Below are 16,757 nucleotides of genomic sequence, written 5' to 3'. Positions count from 1 at the left end.
TCATTAGGCAGTCATGCGGATTGCCCGCGCTGATGGTGATCGACTGGTAGGGTGTGGATGTGTGTCGCACCGTATCTGGTGGGCGCGATAAGGCGAGGGACCGGCGACCGTACCGGCAGGATCCGAAGTCTCTGTGAGCTGCATCGATGTCGGAGTCGTCACGTGACTGAGCGCCGTTGTCTGCACCAGGTGGAGCTGTTGTGCGGCAGCACAGCGCATTCCTGAAAATTTGCGGGAAGAAACTGTCGTTGCTAGTCGCTTTTGGCGCCTGTCGTGGCCTGTGTGACAGACGTCTCCCGGTGACGCGTAGTCGGACCGTAGTGTTCGTCATGCCATGTGGCATGGACACTGGGGTGGGTCATGAAGCGTGCTCTGTTCGTTGCGGCGGTCGTGTTTTTGGCCAGTTCTCCTTCGCCTGCACAGGCCACGTCCAGGTTCGTCGAAATTCCTGCGGGAGGATGGGATCCCGGCCCAGAGCTACGCAGGCAGCACGAAGGCAGTATTGTTGACTGGGTTCGTCGTGTTGATGTTCATCCAGATGCACTTTTTGACGATTCGATTGAGGTCGATCTCTTCGACTTGAAAGTGCGCCTGCAGCGCGTTGCAGGCCACCCGCCAGGAGAGGCTTCGGATCCGGTCCACGTTCTGGCCGTCCAGAATGGCGGAGCATCATCCGAGATCATTCCCAGTCGGCTCCGTTGGGCTGGCAAAACCGCCTCGTCCTCTTCGCCGTGTACGGATGTGGAAGGGACGGTACGCGTTTCCGAGGGTTCTGACGGGCGACTGCAGGCTATCTTCGACATCGGCAGCTTCCGTTACGAACTCCGAGGTGGCGTGCTGATCCGCAAGGATCTACGCAGGCTTCCGCGAGAGGCACCGGTGCGCGATGTCAGCCCCGCAGTGCGTGGTGCCCCACTGCCGAAGCCGGGACAGGCGGAAAATCAACGGTTCGTGTCCTCTTTGGCTACGGAGCCGCTGCGCTTGGGAGTGATCGGGAAGAGGTCTTTGCCGAAATGCGGAAGGCCGTATATCTGGCCAACAAAGGATTTCTTGACAGCGGAATTCAAGTCGAACTCGAGCGTGCGGGTAACGTACTACCCGGCTACCAGGAAACAGGTGTAACCCAGACATTGGATGATCTCATGGCCGGAAGAAGGGGGACACTGGGCTTCATGCACCAGGTCCGCGATGCTGCCAAGGCGGACATTGTGCTGATGATTATCGACACAGGTTCATCACCGCTGCTCTGCGGGCAGGCGCAACGGCTGCTGGCCACGAAGGAAACAGCATTCGCGGTTGTGGAGCGGAACTGCCTGGGGGCCACGACCAGCAGCCTTGCCCACGAAATGGGACACCTGTTCGGCGCCGATCATGAGCCTGCCAATGCATCGATCAGCCCGCCTCGGTTTGACCACGGCCATGGCTATCAGGCGCCGGAGAATGCGCCCGATCGCTGGAGGACTGTAATGTCCTATGAATGCTCTGGCGTGCCATGTCGCCGAGTGAATCTTTGGTCTTCGCCTGACCTCAGTCACAACGGATTGCCTGCTGGTACGGAAGGCACCCACCACAATGCAAGGGTCCTGAACGATACCCGTCAGATGATTGCCGACTTCTATCCGTAGCCACAGAGGGGAGAAATGAGCGGGGCCAGGCAGGCCGTTATTACGGCCCCGCCGGCCCTGGCCGCCCCGGCGGCTGCCAAGCCTACCGCCTCGCCGGCCTGGGTGACCCGCAGCAACCCGCTGGCGCAAATCCTGCTCGATGCGCAGGGCCCGTTCCAGCCAGAAGAAACCGGCTTCTTCGGCGTACCCGGCTACGACGACAAGGTGGGCGACTATCGAGCTGGTCGTCGCGGCAGCTGTGGGTGGGTGAAGTGGTCGGTGGGCGTGGTGCAGGGGGCATGCCCCAGGTTGTCCCCGTCATCGAAATGGAAAATGGCGAGTTGATGACGAGCTTCACCCGAGGTCATCTTCGTTACCAGCTGTTCGGGAACCTGTTGGTGCGCAGTGATCTGCGGAGGCTGCCGAACGAGACACCCACGGTGCGCGACCCCTATCCGGTGGATCCGCTCATTCTCGACCAAGTCACTCAGTCCGTTGAGCGATCCACCCTCCGGCTCGCTGGCTATGGGAACAGATCACTGGCGGATGGCAGAGAGAAGATCTTTAGCATGATGCAAAGAGCGGTCGCACATGCGAATGAAGGATTTCGAGAGAGCGGAGTTCTCGTTGACCTGCAGCGGGCGGGACATGCGCTCCCCGGAAATGCCGAATCGACCGTGTTGCAGACGCTGGATCTAGCGTTACGCATCGAAGGTCCGCTCTGGCTCGTTCATAGGGCAATTCCCTAAAGACGAGCAGGATATTCACCTATTGTGGAAGCCGATTCAATCTTGCGACCATCGATATAGGATCTCTGCTCATCTACCGAGCAATACCACCAGGGATGGACATGGATGGACCATCCTGATCCACGTGACCAGCATCCCAACCATCACAACTTGAATTTCAGTCGATCTGGATGCTGAATTTCAGGCTGGCATTCATGGAGAATCCAATGCCGCCTCCAACCCTCAAGTACAGCATTCTCGACCAATGCGTGCGTCTATCAACGTTCGCATTCGTTGTTTGCATGTTCACTTCATGCGCAAAGAAGAATGATGATGTTCAGTCGGTTAGCGGTACGCCGGGGAATGCAGCGCCCGCTGCTGCGACGGACATTCGAAGTGTCACGCTAAAAACGGTCGCAAGTGATGCCGACCTCCAATCTGCACAGCGTTTACCAGCTGTTCCCTTGAAAGACCTGTATCCGTCGCTTCTCAACAGGGCGGAAGCAGGAGATTTAGAAGCAAAACGACAACTCTTCTTGGTCCTCAATGAGTGCCGCGTTGCAATGCAACCAGACAGGTCTCTTGATTACTCCAACAGCCAAGTCTCGCCTGAAATTCTCAAAGCCAGCGGAAGAACGCGAGAGCAGTTCCTGGTAGATCAGCAATTGCGCTCTCTCACGTACACCGAGGAAAAGCTTAAAGAATGTGAGGGAGTACCAGGTGATGCGCAAAAGGAAGCAGCCCGATGGCTGAAAGAAGCAGCGAAAGCGGGCGACACCTACGCGCGACTGGCCTACTACAACTATCTGGACCTCATTGTTGGAGATCAGCAAGAACAAGCGACCTCCCCTGAAGAAATTCAGAAATTCAATGAAGACTCATTTCGCTACATCAAGAGCGTAGCCGACACTAGCAATGCGGACGGCCTTTTCACGCTAGGAACGGCGTACGAGCGCGGCATCATTACGCCGAGGGACCCGATTCGGGCCTATGCCTACAAAAAGGCGGCAGGTGAGCTGATGCCCATCAATCGAAACGATCAGATTTTGTATGTCATGGCTCAGTCCATGACGCCGAATGAGATCAGGAAGGCCAATCAACTAGCCAGTTCGCTGACACAAAGGAGCAAAAAATGAAGGTCTGGATGACCGCGGGTATTTTGCTGGCTTCTCTAGTGGCGACGACAGCCTGCGTGTATGCCGGCGTTCCTGGCTCGAGGAAAATTGGTACTCACCCATGCCTGAGCTGTGTACTTGGCTATCCAAGAGTTGATCCGGGCACCGCGAATGAGCTTAGTCTTGCTGTATCAAGATTTAATAGGCTCGTTTCTATACAGCCTCTGTGGATAGTCCCCGGAGATATCCTGACAATGTGTAACGAAGCTGCCTGCGTTGACTACCAAGTTACGGTTGGGGGAGAAGGCTACATCGGAGTCAAATATGAAACCCAGACCAGCACTCTTCCCCCGGCAGGCGGAAATGGAAATGGAACTGGTACAGGATCAGGCAGCGGTTATGGGGACGGTCAAGGCGTCGGTAACAGTGGCGGGGCCAACCCCGGCAGCGGGTGCTATGGCAGTTGTGGCGGCGGACGAACCGGCACCGTGACTGTCGGACAACCCAAGCCAACTCGCCCGCCCACGCGTGAAAATTGAAGTTGCCGTAGGTAATCCCCCGCAGGTTGGCCGAAGCCAGAAGTGGAATTTTCTCGTCATCTACCGCCGACGAGATTCCATGAAGAAGTCACGATTCACCGACAGCCAGATCATTGCCGTTCTCAAGCACGCAGAGGCCGGCGTGCCTGTACCCGACCTTTGTCGGCAGCATGGCATCAGCTCAGCGAGGTGCTACAAGGGGCACAGCAAGTCCGGCGGCATGGTGCGTCCATGGTTTCCCAGCGCAAGGAGCTGCAGGACGAGCTCCGGGGTCCTCCCGGCGCGGCATGACCTCCGGCCAATTGCCCCCGGCCCGCCAAGTGCGTAGGGTCGCAGGCATCCTGCCCTGGAGTTCCTGCATGAAGCCGCTTGTCCTCGCTGTCGCGTTGGCCCTGTCCGTTCCCGCCGCGCTGTCGGCACCGCCGGCCCTGGCCGCCCCTGCTGCCGCCAAGCCTGCCGCCTCGCCGGCCTGGGTGACCCGCAGCAACCAGCTGGCGCAGATCCTGCTCGATGCGCAGGGTCCGTTCCAGCCGGAAGAAACCGGCTTCTTCGGCGTACCCGGCTACGACGACAAGGCGGCCGATTTCGGCCCGGACAACGGCGCCCGCTACCGTGCGGCGATGGCCAAGGCGCGCAGCGAGCTGCAGGCCAAGCTCGCCACCGAGCGTGATGCCAACGTCCGCCAGGACCTGGCGATCATGATCGCCGCCGCCGACCAGAACATCGAAGGCAGCGAGCTCAACGAGAAGTACCTGCTGCCGTGGAGCGATACCCCGCAGACGGTGTTCAGCGGCCTCAACCTGCTGCTGTCCGACCAGGTGCCGGCCGAGCGCCGGGCCAAGGCGCTGGATCGCCTGAAGGCCTACGCCGGGCTTGCCCCGGGCAGCCAGCCGGTGACCACGCTGTCGCGCCAGCGCTATGAAGAGCGCCTGGGCGACAAGGCACTGCTGCAGCCGACCAAGATCGAAGTCGAGCAGTCGCTGGCCAATGTGGACACCTACATCACCGGCATCGAGCAGCTGTTCGGCAAGTACAAGATCGCCGGCGCCGAGCAGGCGCTGCAGACCATCGCCAGCCAGCTGCGCGAGTACCGCGACTGGACCCGCCGTGAAGTGCTGCCCCAGGCCCGCACCGACGCTCGCCTGCCCGAGCCGCTGTATGCCTACCAGCTCAAGCGCGTGGGCATCGACATCGCCCCGGCGCTGCTGATGCAGCGCGCCCAGCTGGAATTCATGGAAACCCGCTCGGCGATGCGCCAGCTGGCGCCGCTGGTGGTACAGGCCAAGGGCCTGAAGGTCGCCGACAGCACTGATCCGGTGGCGGTGGTGCGGGCGCTGAAGGGCGACAAGATTCCGGACGACCAGCTCGAGCACCACTACCGTGGCGTGATCGATGCGATCGATCCGATCATCCGCAAGGAAAAGATCGTCGACGTGCCGCAGCGTCCGATGCAGATGCGCCTGGGCTCGGCCGCCGAAAGCGCCGCCTCGCCGGCACCGCATTTCCTGCCGGCGCCGCTGGTCGGCAACACCGGGCAGCAGGGCACCTTCGTGCTGCCGCTGGGCAACCCGGCCGCCGGCGACAAGGCCGCGCAGTACGACGACTTCAACTTCGGCTCGGCTGCCTGGACCCTGAGCGCGCATGAAGGCCGCCCGGGCCATGAGCTGCAGTTCACTGCGATGGTCGAGCGCGGCATCTCGCTGGCGCGCACGATGTTCGCGTTCAACTCGGTCAACGTGGAAGGCTGGGCGCTGTATGCCGAGGCGGAGATGGTGCCGTACGAGCCGCTGGACGGGCAGCTGATCGCGCTGCAGTTCCGCCTGCTGCGTGCCGCCCGCGCGATGCTGGACCCGATGCTCAACCTGGGCCAGATCGACCGTGCCAACGCCGAGCGCGTGCTGATCGACGAGGTCGGCCTGTCCAAGGCGATGGCGACCCAGGAACTGGACCGCTACATGGTGCGGATGCCCGGCCAGGCCGGCAGCTACTTCTACGGCTACACCCGCATCCTGGAACTGCGCATGCAAACCGAGCTGGCGCTCGGCGATCGCTTCGACCGCCTGGCCTTCAACAACTTCCTGCTCGACCAGGGCCTGCTGCCGCCGGACCAGCTGGCCAAGGCGGTCAATGACGTCTTCGTGCCGAAGTACAAACGCGCCACCAAGCGCTGACGCGGTTCCGGTAGGCGCGAAAGGTCTTCCAGTAGGCACCGACCGTTGGTCGGTGCGCTGTTCCAGCAGCCACGGCCAACGGTCGTGGCCTACCGCGGTTTGCGTTACCCCGATCTGCGTTACCGCAGCGCTCGTTACCGCGTCGGCGTGATCGTCTGCGTCGGCAGGCGCGGGGCCGGCGGCGGATTCGGGACCCAGATGGCCACACCGGCCGCGCGCTTCTGCGTGGTCGGGATGCCGATGCCGACGCCACCGCCCACGTGCGAGCCGTAGCTGCCCGCACCGACGGACATGCCGACCGGCGATCCGCTGGAACCCACGCCCATCAGGATCACGCCATTGGCGCCGAGTGCGGCGGCCTCACGCTTGAGCCGCATCACGGCGGCATCGGTCTGGCCCTGCGTGCCAAAACCGACTGCGCTGGCAGATTCGAGCTGGGCGATTTCCTGAGAACCGGCTGGCGGCGTGGAATAGATCTGCACCGTGGCCGGATCGACCGGCGCGCGCGCCTGGCCGAGCATGACCTTGGAGGTGCTGGCGCAGCCGGCGCTGAGCAGCGCCAGGCCCAGCAATGCAGCGCATCGGATGTTCATGGCGTTACCCCTGTGTGTGATGGCTGGGATGATCGGCGCTGGCGACTGAATCGGTCCCAACCCCTGCCAGCGCACCCTAGCACTGGCCCGGTGAGGCCCCCGCCAACGGCGTCTCGCCCGCGCTTGCGCCTGCGCCGGGAACCGCTATGGTGGGCCACGCATTCACCTCAAGGAGCCGGGTATGGGATTGATCAGTCTGTTGTGGGGCATCGTGTCGCTGCTCTGGATGATTGTGGCCCTGATCCCGCTGCTGGGGTGGGGCAACTGGTTCCTGATCCCGTTCGCCGCGGTGGGCGCGGTCATCGCCGCGATCGGCATCCTGTTCACCCACGCCAGCAAGCGCGGCCGGGCTTGGACCGGGCTGGTGCTCAACGGCATCGTGGTGGTGGTCGGCATCGTCCGGCTGGGGCTGGGCGGCGGCATCATCTGAGCCGCCGGCGTTCCCGTCGCCGGGTGCGACCGACCGTCGCAGCTCACGGCCGCCGGGTACCATCGGCGTAGAATGACCGGCTGCCGCATCCGGCTCCGCCGGCGGTCCACGCCCCTCCGGGCGCTCTCCCTGCACCGATGATCATTCGTCCTCGTCCCCACGGCTGGCAACTGCTCTACATCCTGCGCGGCTCCATCGTTCCGGCGGTGGCGCCGAAGGTCGTGGCGATCCTGCTGTTGTCGGTCGCCGTCGCCGCCCTGGCCGAGCTCTGGCACCCACCGGGCATCGAGCGCGTCTCGGTGGCACCGTTCACCCTGCTGGGCCTGGTGCTGTCGATCTTCCTCAGCTTCCGCAACAACGCCTGTTTCGAGCGCTGGTGGGAAGGCCGCAAGCTGTGGGGCCAGCTGATCTACGAATCGCGCAGCCTGGCCCGGTTGTGCCAGGCGCTGCTGGTCGACGATGCCGCGCTGCGCGACCGCGTGTGCCGGCTGTGCATCGGCTTCGCGCATGCGCTGGCCGCCCGCCTGCGCGGTCGCGACGTGGCGCTGGCCGCGCTGCCATGGGTGCCCGAGGCCGACCGTGCACGGTTCGGCCAGCGCCTCAATGCGCCGGATCAGCTGCTGGCCATGATCGCCACCGACCTGGCCCAGGCGCTGCGTGCCGGGCAGCTGGATCCTTACCTGTACACCCAGTTCGAAACGCGCCTGCATGCGCTGTCCAGCATCCAGGCCGGCTGCGAGCGCATCCTGACCACGCCGCTGCCGTTCGCCTACACGTTGCTGCTGCACCGCTGCGCCTGGCTGTTCTGCGTGCTGCTGCCGTTCGGCCTGGCCAGTTCGCTGGGCTGGGCGACGCCGGTGGTGTCGGCCGTACTGGCCTACGCGTTCTTCGGTCTGGACCAGCTCGGCGAGGAGATGGAAGAACCCTTCGGGCTGGAATCCAACGACCTGCCGCTGGATGCGATGGTGCGCATCATCGAGATCGACCTGCTCGACAGCCTGGGCGTCCAGCCGCTGCCCGAGCCGCTGCAACCGCGGCAGTACCTGCTGCAGTAGTTCCTGCACTCCTTCCTGCATTCCGTTCCGGAGTTCCTCATGGCACACCCCGACTATCGCCCCCGCCGCATGCGTCACGACGAGTTCTCGCGCCGCCTGATGCGCGAGAACTCGCTGACCACCGACGACCTGATCTACCCGGTGTTCGTGCACGAACTGGCCGGCCGCGCGGCGGTGGCCTCGATGCCGGGCGTGGAGCGGCTGTCGATCGACGAGCTGCTCAAGGTGGCGGAAGAAGCGCTGGAACTGGGCATTCCGGTAATCGACCTGTTCCCGGTGATCGATCCGGCCGGCAAGTCGCTCGATGCGGCGGCGGCATGGGACGAGAACGGCCTCGCGCAGCGTGCGATCCGCGCGCTGAAGTCGCGTTTTCCGGAACTGGGCGTGATGACCGACGTCGCGCTGGATCCGTACACCACGCACGGCCAGGACGGCATCATCGATGACAAGGGCTACGTGCTCAACGACATCACCGTCGAGGCACTGGTGAAGCAGTCGCTGTCGCATGCCGAGGCGGGCGTGGACATCATTTCGCCCTCGGACATGATGGACGGCCGCATCGGTGCGATCCGCCGCGCGCTGGATGCCGCGGGCCACGTCAACGTGCGCATCATGGCCTACTCGGCCAAGTACGCCTCGGCGTTCTACGGTCCGTTCCGCGATGCGGTCGGCAGTTCCACCGGCCTCGGCAAGGCGGACAAGAAGACCTACCAGATGGACCCGGCCAACGGTGACGAGGCCATGCGCGAGATCGCGCTGGACCTGGAAGAGGGTGCGGACATGGTGATGGTCAAGCCCGGCATGCCCTACCTGGACCTCGTGCGCCGGGTGAAGCAGCAGTTCGGCGTGCCGACCTTCGCCTACCAGGTCAGCGGCGAGTACGCGATGATGAAGGCCGCCTTCGCCAATGGCTGGCTGGACGAGCGGGCCTGCGTGATGGAGTCGCTGATCGGCTTCAAGCGTGCCGGCGCCGATGGCGTGCTGACCTATTTCGCCCCGCAGGTGGCGCGTTGGCTGCGCGAGCGCTGACAATACGCGCCCACCCCGAGACAGGACGACGATGATGCAGACGATGGGATGGCTACAGTGGGTGACCTGGAGTGCCGGTGTACTGGCCTTCGCCGTGGTCATCGGGCTGGTGATCCGTGGCGTGCGCCGTGCCGCGCGGCAGGCACCGGAGCAACCCTCCGCCGCCGCCCGCATCGCCCGTGAGGCGCAGCTGTCGCCCGCGTTGCAGGCGCAGCTGGCCGCGTTGAACCAGCGCAAGGACCACGGCGAGATCAGCGAAGCGCAGTACGAACAGCAACGCGCGGCGCTGCTGCAGGGCCAGTGACGCGGGGCGACGCCGCCTCCAGGCGTAGAGCGACGCCAAGCGTCGCTGCCCTTCGGCCCCGCAACATCACCCGCAGCCCGGACCCTGCGGCGCTGACGGCGTCTTGATCCGGTACAGATCCAGCCCGCCGGCACGCGGTGCGCGTGCCACGCCAGCCAGGACCATCTCCGACGGCTTCGAGGCGTCCACCACCGGCGCGCCGGTCTGGCCGTCGGCGGTATTGAACGACAGCGTCAGCGGCTCCGCCGCCTGGCGGTGATCGCAGCCCACCCGCCACACCTGCGAATGCCCATCGGTCGCGCGGGTGAAGGCCAGTGCGCCCTCATTGTCCAGCCAGGCGGCACCGAGTTCGTCGGCCGCCGTATTGAGCGGAGCAGGCAGGGCCTGCGCGGTGCCGAAGCCCTCGCCCTGCACGGGCGCCAGATACAGATCGAAGCCGCCCTGGGTCTGCTTGCCATTGCGTGAGAACAGAAGGGTGCGTCCATCCGGTCGCAGTGCGGGCGCACGTTCGTCATCGCGGGTGTTGAGCGATGCTGGCAGGGCCTGGACGGGGCCGAGGGTGCCATCGGCACCCACCGGGACGCGGTACAGATCGAACCCACCCCGGCCGCCGCTGCGGTCGGAGGCGAAGTACAGCCAGCGGCCATCGTGGCTGAAGTAGGGATCGCGTTCGTCGCGTGCGCTGTCGAGCGCGAGCGGGGAGGCGTCCTGCCAGCGGCCATCGCGCAGCACCGCCTGCCACAGGTCCCAGCCGCCGCTGCCTCCGGCGCGGTCGCTGGCCCAGACGATGCGCTGGCCGTCCGGCGCGATCGCGGCCTGGGCCTCATTGGCCTTGGTCGAGACCACGCCCATGCCCTCGATGCCGAATTCGGAAAGCGCCATCGCGGCGGGTGTGCAGAGTAAACTGGCGCTCAGCGCGAGCAGAGACAATGGAATGCGCATCATCGCGTCCGTTGGGGTTTGCGTTCCATTCTAGGCCCGGAGCAGGAAACCCATGACCGACCGTTACGCCGTATTCGGCCAGCCCATCGCGCACTCGCAGTCGCCGCACATCCATGCCACCTTCGGCCGGCAGGAAGGCCTGGCGCTGGATTACCGCGCGATCGAGGCATCGCCGGCCGAGTTCCTGGCGGCCCTGGAGGCCTTCGCGGCCGAGGGGGGCGTGGGCGCCAACATCACCGCGCCGCACAAGGAAGCCGCCTTCGCACTGTGCACCACGCTGACCTCGCGCGCGCGCCGCGCCGGTGCGGTCAACACGCTGCTGCGCAAGGGCGACCGCTGGCACGGTGACACCACCGATGGTATCGGCCTGGTCCGTGACCTCACCGACCGCCACGGGCTGGACCTGCGCGGCCGCCGCACCCTGCTGATCGGTGCCGGCGGCTCGGCCCGCAGCGTGGCCCCGGCCCTGCTCGATGCCGGCATCCTGGAGCTGGTGGTGGTCAACCGCACGCCGGAACGCGCCGACGCGCTGATCGATGCGATGGGCGAGCCGGGCCGCGCGATCACCCGCTACTGGGAAGACATCCGCGAGCTGGGCGATTTCGAGTTGATCATCAACGCCACCTCGGCCGGCCGCGACCGCGCCGCGGAGTTCAAGCTGCCGCTGTCGCTGGTCAACAGCATGACCACCGCAGTGGACCTCAACTACGGCGAGGCGGCCATCGCCTTCACCGCGTGGGCGCGCTCGGCCGGCTGCCGCAACATCGTCGATGGCCTGGGCATGCTGGTCGAACAGGCCGCCGAGAGCTTCCTGCAGTGGCACGCGGTGCGTCCGCAGACCGATGCGGTCTACACCGAACTGCGAACCCAACTGGCGCCGCTGGTCGGCGAGGACTGAGCCGGTGAACATGGACCTGCTGATTTCGATGCTGGGCATGGTCGGCGTACGCCTGCCCGTGCTGATCGCGCTGGCGATTGCCGTGGTCTGGGTGGTGGATACCCCGCGCGGGTCGATCCGCAGCGTGGCCCTGTGGGCCCTGGGCGTGCTGGCCCTGACCACCCTGGCAGGCCTGGTACTGAACGTGGTGCCGATGTGGCTGGTGCAGCAGGGCAACTACGAGAACCTGCAGCTGATGTCGACGCTGCTGGGTGTTGGCCACTTCGCGCTCAACCTGTTCGAGGCGCTCGCCCTGGTCCTGCTGGTCTGGGCGATGACCCGCGCGCTGCGCGGCCGCGCCGTCCAACCGCTGCCGCCGCTGCCGCCGCGCTGAGCGGGTACAGCCGTCTGTCGTGGTCCACACCTTCCGCGTGGGCCGCGTCACGGATATGAACCGGCGCGGAAAATGGCGCCGGTCACGGCCCCCGGGTCGTGAGAAAATGGGGACCGTGATCCAGTCAGGCAGTCCCCCGGCGTGACCGAAAAAGTTGAAGCCCCCCGCGCCCTGAACGACGAGCTCAAGGCCGGCATCCGCGACGCCTACGCCAAGCTGCAGGCCAATACGCCCGGCTTCAGTACCCGGCGCTCGCAGAGCCAGATGATCGGCGTGGTGTCGCGTGCGCTCTCGCACAGCGGCGGCGTCGGTGTGGTCGAAGCGCCGACCGGCGTCGGCAAGTCGCTGGGCTACCTGACCGCGGGCGTGCCGATCGCGCTGGCGACCAAGAAGAAGCTGGTGATCAGCACCGGCACCGTGGCGCTGCAGTCGCAGCTGGTCGAGCGCGACATCCCCAATTTCCTCAAGGCCACCGGCATCGAAGCGACCGTGGCGCTGGCCAAGGGCCGCACCCGTTACCTGTGCACCCGCAATGCCGCCGAAGCGCATGGCGACGGCGCGCAGGAAGGCATGTTCGAGGATGAGCAGCCGCTGTTCGATCGCCCGCTGGCACCGATTGAAATGGACCTGGCGCAATCGCTGAGCAAGGCCTTCCTCGAAGGCCGCTGGAACGGCGACCTGGACAACGCCCCGGAAACGATCAGCAACACCCTGCGCTCGCGCATCACCACGCCGGCCTCGGGCTGCGCCGGGCGCAAGTGCGCCTACTCCGCGCAGTGTGCGGTGCTGCGCTCGCGCAACACGGTGCGCGAGGCGCAGATCGTGGTGACCAATCACGCGCTGCTGTTGTCGGCGCTGTCGATCGGGGAGAGCGACAACGGCCAGCCGCTGATCGCGCCGCCGTCGGACATGCTGCTGGTGCTCGACGAAGGCCATCACATCGGCAACGTCGCCATCGACCAGGGTGCGGCCAGCCTCGCGCTGGACGAGATGGCCAAGCGTACCGGCCGCCTGCAGGTGCTGATCGCCGCGTCCTACCGCGCGGTGGACAAGGACAAGCTGGGCAACCTGCTGCCCAACGAGGCCATCGAGGCCGCCGCCAAGGTCAGCAAGCAGCTCAAGGCCTTCCGCGACGTGATCGACCGCAGCTGGCGGCCGGACCCGTCCGCGCAGGAGCCGATGTGGCGCGCCCCGAACGGTCGCCTGCCGGAGATCTGGATGCCGGATATCGAAGCCATCGCCGACGATACCCGCGCGCTGTTCAACTGGGCGCACGCCGCGCTGACGCAGGTGGCCAAGGGCAAGCCCGAGGATGCTGCGCGCGAGCGCCTGCAGCGCAACCTCGGCATGGCGCTGGAGATGATCGAGCAGCAGCACAACCTGTGGACCGGCTGGCGCCGCGAAGACAAGGACGGCCAGCCGCCGACCGCGCGCTGGATCACCCTCTCGCGCGATGGTGACCTGGTCCTGCATGGCTCGCCGGTCTCGGCCGCGAACGTGCTGCGCAAGCTGCTCTGGGATGAAGTGGATTCGGTGGTGATGACCTCGGCCACGCTCACCGGCGGCGGGGACTTCCAGGCGCTGGCGATCGACAACGGCATTCCGGCCGAGGCCGAGATGGTCTCGCTGGCGTCGCCGTTCGATCTGCCCAACCAGGCGCAGCTGATCGTGCCGGCGTTCCCGGTCACCCCGGATGACAAGGAAGGTCACCCCAAGGAAATCGCCAAGTACCTGGTCAAGGAACTGGACTGGGACAAGGGCAGCATCGTGCTGTTCACCTCGCGCTGGAAGATGGAAAAGGTGGCCGAGCTGATGCCGGCCGCGCAGCGCAAGCAGGTGCTGGTGCAGGGCGAAACCGCCAAGCAGAAGATGATCGACGAGCACCTGCGGCGTACCTCGGCCGGCGAGGGCTCGGTGCTGTTCGGGCTCAATTCCTTCGGCGAAGGCCTCGATCTGCCGGGCGAAGCCTGCACCACGGTGGTGATCACCCAGGTGCCGTTCGCGGTCCCGACCGACCCACAGACCTCCACCCTGAGCGAGTGGTTCGAAAGCCGCGGCCTGAACGCCTTCAACCTGATCGCGATCCCGCACGCGCTGCGCACGCTCACCCAGTTCTCCGGCCGGTTGATCCGCACCTCCACCGATACCGGCCGCGTGATCATCCTCGACTCGCGGCTGCTGACCCGCCGCTACGGCAAGCGGATCATCGATTCACTGCCGCCGTTCAAGCGGGTGATCGGGTAGGGGTGCATCAGACAGCCACGGGGTCGTGGCGTTCACAACGGTAGAGCCACGCCATGCGTGGCTGCGCTCCGATGAGAACGCGCCGCAGCCTGAAACTGCACGCGTCCACGCATGGCGTGGACCTACTCTTCCAGCTTCGCCAGGTCCCGCACCGCACCCTTGTCGGCACTGGTGGCCAGCAACGCATAGGCCTTCAGCGCGCCGGTGACCTTGCGCGGGCGGGCCTCGCGCGGCTTCCAGCCCAGTGCATCCTGTTCGGCGCGGCGTGCGGCCAGCGTGGCGTCATCCAGCAGCAGATCGATGCGCCGCGCGGGAATGTCGATGCGGATGCGGTCGCCATCGCGGACCAGGCCGATGGTGCCGCCCGAGGCCGCTTCCGGCGAGGCATGCCCGATCGACAGGCCCGAGGTACCGCCGGAGAAACGGCCGTCGGTGAGCAGCGCGCATTGCTTGCCCAGGCCTTTGGATTTCAGATAGCTGGTCGGGTACAGCATTTCCTGCATGCCCGGGCCGCCCTTCGGGCCTTCATAGCGGATCACCACCACGTCGCCGGCCACCACCGTGTCGGCGAGGATGCCGGCCACGGCGGCGTCCTGGCTCTCGAACACACGCGCGTTGCCTTCGAACACGTGGATGGATTCGTCCACACCGGCGGTCTTCACCACGCAGCCATCGACGGCCAGATTGCCACGCAGCACCGCCAACCCGCCCTCGGCCGAATAGGCATGCGCCACGGCGCGGATGCAGCCTTCGGCACGGTCCACGTCCAGGGTCGGCCAGCGCGTGGCCTGGCTGAAGGCGACCTGGGTCGGGATGCCGGCGGGCCCGGCGCGGAAGAAGTCGTGCACCGTTTCATCGGTGCTCACCGCGACATCCCAGCGTGTGATCGCCTCGGCCAGGGTGCGGCTGTGCACGGTCGGCACGTCGGTATGCAGCAGCCCGCCGCGCGCGAGTTCGCCGAGGATGCCGAACACGCCACCGGCACGATGCACGTCTTCCATGTGGTATTTCGGGGTATTCGGCGCGACTTTGCACAGCTGCGGCACACGGCGCGAGAGCGCATCGATGGCATGCAGGTCGAAGTCCACTTCCGCCTCCTGCGCCGCCGCCAGCAGGTGCAGGATGGTGTTGGTCGAGCCGCCCATCGCGATATCCAGCGTCATCGCGTTCTCGAACGCCGCGCGGGTCGCGATGCCACGCGGCAGGGCACCGATCTCCTCACCGCCATACCAGCGATGGCACAGCTCCACGATCAGTCGCCCGGCGCGGCGGAACAGCTGCTCGCGGTCGGCATGCGTGGCCAGGGTCGAGCCGTTGCCGGGCAGCGACAGGCCCAGCGCTTCGGTCAGGCAGTTCATCGAGTTGGCGGTGAACATGCCCGAGCACGAGCCACAGGTAGGGCAGGCGCTGCGCTCGTACTCGGCGACCTTCTCATCGCTGGCGCTTTCATCCGCGGCGATCACCATCGCATCGACCAGGTCCAGCTTGTGCTCGGACAAGCGCGTCTTGCCCGCTTCCATCGGCCCACCGGAGACGAATACCACCGGGATGTTCAGGCGCAGCGCGGCCATCAGCATGCCGGGGGTGATCTTGTCGCAGTTGGAGATGCACACCAGCGCATCGGCGCAGTGCGCGTTGACCATGTACTCCACCGAGTCCGCGATGATCTCGCGGCTGGGCAGCGAGTACAGCATGCCGTCGTGACCCATGGCGATGCCGTCATCCACCGCGATGGTGTTGAACTCCTTCGCCACCCCGCCGACCTGCTCGATCTCGCGCGCCACGAGCTGGCCCAGGTCCTTGAGGTGCACGTGGCCGGGCACGAACTGGGTGAACGAGTTGGCGACGGCGATGATCGGCTTGTGGAAGTCGCCGTCGGTCATCCCGGTGGCGCGCCACAGGGCGCGTGCGCCAGCCATGTTGCGGCCGGCGGTGGAGGTGCGGGAGCGGTATTCAGGCATGGTGGCTGGCAGGATCTGGCGGGCCGTGGGGGCGCGTTTCAGCTCGATTCTGCCGAAAAATTCCGGTTGCGTTTGCAACCACCTTCGCCGCTGCCGCGCGATCGAATCCTGAAACGCTGTTCATGTTTTGGACTTTGCCGGTTTTGGTTGTTCGCCCCGATCAGGCATGATTGGGGAGATAACCGTATTAGGGGGCATGACGCCATGAAACGTTCCAGGACCACTGCGCTGCTGCTGATGAGCGCTGCGCCGCTGCTGTTCACCGCCTGCCAGAAGAACGAGGCCGTGCAGGTGCAGGAAGGGCTCTACACCTCGGTGCAGGCCTGTACCGAAGCCACCGGCGATCCGTCCAGCTGCCGCACGGCCTTTGCCGACGCGCAGAAGCAGTCCGCCGATGCCGCCCCCAAGTACGCCTCGCGTGAAGCCTGCGAAGCCGAGTACAGCGCCGAGCAGTGCGTGGAACAGAAGACCTCCACCGGCCATTCGTTCATCGGCCCGATGATGATGGGCTTCTTCATGTCGCAGATGCTCAGCAACCGCGGCGGTGCAGGCCTGGCCCAGCAGCCGGCGGCAAGCCCGGCCTATCAGGACAAGGCCAAGGGCTGGGCACGCCCGGGTCCGTCGACCGGTGGGCTGAACACCGCCAGCGGCATTGGCGCAGGCAAGGCCGGCCTGGCCCCGGTCAGCGCCACCCCGAACCGTGCGGTCACCGCCAGCCGTGGCGGCTTCGGCAACACCAGCAGCAACCGCAGCAGCGTCGGCGGCTGATCG

General features: G+C 65.6%; 16 protein-coding genes and 2 pseudogenes. 15 read left to right on the top strand and 3 right to left on the bottom strand.

The genetic code is table 11. From position 1 onward, the window contains the following. Nucleotides 1–360 precede the first annotated feature (360 nt). The 7 genes and pseudogenes from ABE434_RS12560 to ABE434_RS12530 all read left to right on the top strand — a co-directional run bounded on the left by ABE434_RS12560 (nt 361) and on the right by ABE434_RS12530 (nt 6,157). Entirely contained in the window at nt 361–1,122 is a 762-nt protein-coding gene (locus ABE434_RS12560) for a hypothetical protein (protein ID WP_346479084.1), read from the top strand. Beyond that, a complete protein-coding gene (locus ABE434_RS12555; RefSeq protein ID WP_346479067.1) occupies nt 1,014–1,625 on the top strand; it encodes a M12 family metallo-peptidase in 612 nt (203 codons plus the stop codon). The genes ABE434_RS12560 and ABE434_RS12555 overlap by 109 nt, the downstream gene beginning before the upstream one ends. Nucleotides 1,626–1,640: 15 nt before the next feature. Beyond that, nucleotides 1,641–1,838 (top strand): annotated as a pseudogene (locus ABE434_RS12550) (hypothetical protein); the annotation flags it as partial. Nucleotides 1,839–1,903: 65 nt separating this feature from the next. Then, entirely contained in the window at nt 1,904–2,353 is a 450-nt protein-coding gene (locus ABE434_RS12545) for a hypothetical protein (RefSeq protein WP_346479066.1), read from the top strand. A gap of 206 nt (nt 2,354–2,559) precedes the next feature. Further along, nucleotides 2,560–3,468, top strand: a complete 909-nt coding sequence (locus ABE434_RS12540; RefSeq protein ID WP_346479065.1) for a hypothetical protein — start codon at nt 2,560–2,562, stop codon at nt 3,466–3,468. Nucleotides 3,469–4,065: 597 nt separating this feature from the next. Beyond that, nucleotides 4,066–4,256, top strand: a pseudogene (locus ABE434_RS12535) (transposase); the annotation flags it as partial. Nucleotides 4,257–4,345: 89 nt separating this feature from the next. Beyond that, a complete protein-coding gene (locus tag ABE434_RS12530) occupies nt 4,346–6,157 on the top strand; it encodes a DUF885 domain-containing protein (protein ID WP_346479064.1) in 1,812 nt (603 codons plus the stop codon). A gap of 134 nt (nt 6,158–6,291) precedes the next feature. On the opposite strand, the gene ABE434_RS12525 is transcribed toward ABE434_RS12530, so the two are convergent. Then, nucleotides 6,292–6,750, bottom strand: coding sequence for a hypothetical protein (locus tag ABE434_RS12525; RefSeq protein WP_176987869.1), 459 nt, complete (start codon nt 6,748–6,750; stop codon nt 6,292–6,294). Nucleotides 6,751–6,931: 181 nt separating this feature from the next. Between ABE434_RS12525 and ABE434_RS12520 the strand changes: the two genes are divergently transcribed. From ABE434_RS12520 to ABE434_RS12505, 4 genes are all read left to right on the top strand, one after another. Then, nucleotides 6,932–7,180: a hypothetical protein gene (locus ABE434_RS12520; RefSeq protein WP_179459760.1), complete on the top strand. Its 249-nt coding sequence runs from the start codon at nt 6,932–6,934 to the stop codon at nt 7,178–7,180. Between the two features lie 137 nt (nt 7,181–7,317). Further along, nucleotides 7,318–8,235 carry a bestrophin family ion channel gene (locus ABE434_RS12515; protein ID WP_346479063.1) on the top strand — a complete coding sequence of 306 codons (918 nt, stop codon included), beginning with the start codon at nt 7,318–7,320 and terminating at the stop codon, nt 8,233–8,235. 39 nt (nt 8,236–8,274) lie between these two features. Next, on the top strand, nt 8,275–9,264 hold the full coding sequence (hemB, locus tag ABE434_RS12510) for a porphobilinogen synthase (protein ID WP_346479062.1): 990 nt from the start codon (nt 8,275–8,277) through the stop codon (nt 9,262–9,264). A gap of 43 nt (nt 9,265–9,307) precedes the next feature. After that, nucleotides 9,308–9,568, top strand: a complete 261-nt coding sequence (locus tag ABE434_RS12505) for an SHOCT domain-containing protein (protein WP_346479061.1) — start codon at nt 9,308–9,310, stop codon at nt 9,566–9,568. A gap of 66 nt (nt 9,569–9,634) precedes the next feature. Here the strand turns inward: ABE434_RS12505 and ABE434_RS12500 are convergent, their stop codons facing one another. After that, complete coding sequence (locus tag ABE434_RS12500; protein WP_346479060.1) at nt 9,635–10,510, bottom strand: TolB-like protein; 876 nt, start codon at nt 10,508–10,510, stop codon at nt 9,635–9,637. A 52-nt stretch (nt 10,511–10,562) separates the two neighbouring features. Between ABE434_RS12500 and aroE the strand changes: the two genes are divergently transcribed. From aroE to dinG, 3 genes are all read left to right on the top strand, one after another. Then, the gene (gene aroE / locus ABE434_RS12495; RefSeq protein WP_176987875.1) at nt 10,563–11,408 is read left to right on the top strand and encodes a shikimate dehydrogenase; all 846 of its coding nucleotides are present in this window, start codon (nt 10,563–10,565) and stop codon (nt 11,406–11,408) included. 10 nt (nt 11,409–11,418) lie between these two features. Beyond that, nucleotides 11,419–11,781 (top strand): hypothetical protein, encoded by a 363-nt coding sequence (locus tag ABE434_RS12490; protein WP_346479059.1) that lies wholly within the window; start codon nt 11,419–11,421, stop codon nt 11,779–11,781. Between the two features lie 141 nt (nt 11,782–11,922). After that, nucleotides 11,923–14,025, top strand: coding sequence for an ATP-dependent DNA helicase DinG (dinG, locus tag ABE434_RS12485; protein WP_346479058.1), 2,103 nt, complete (start codon nt 11,923–11,925; stop codon nt 14,023–14,025). A 122-nt stretch (nt 14,026–14,147) separates the two neighbouring features. Here the strand turns inward: dinG and ilvD are convergent, their stop codons facing one another. Further along, the gene (gene ilvD, locus ABE434_RS12480) at nt 14,148–15,986 is read right to left on the bottom strand and encodes a dihydroxy-acid dehydratase (RefSeq protein WP_346479057.1); all 1,839 of its coding nucleotides are present in this window, start codon (nt 15,984–15,986) and stop codon (nt 14,148–14,150) included. A gap of 204 nt (nt 15,987–16,190) precedes the next feature. Between ilvD and ABE434_RS12475 the strand changes: the two genes are divergently transcribed. Further along, nucleotides 16,191–16,754: a DUF1190 domain-containing protein gene (locus ABE434_RS12475; RefSeq protein ID WP_346479056.1), complete on the top strand. Its 564-nt coding sequence runs from the start codon at nt 16,191–16,193 to the stop codon at nt 16,752–16,754. Nucleotides 16,755–16,757 lie beyond the last annotated feature (3 nt).

The sequence above is a fragment of the Stenotrophomonas sp. TWI1183 genome (assembly GCF_039673115.1).
GTDB classification, from domain to species: Bacteria; Pseudomonadota; Gammaproteobacteria; order Xanthomonadales; family Xanthomonadaceae; genus Stenotrophomonas; species Stenotrophomonas maltophilia_AA.
Note: the sequence above shows the minus strand (reverse complement) of the source record. Positions and strands in the feature narration are given on the sequence as shown.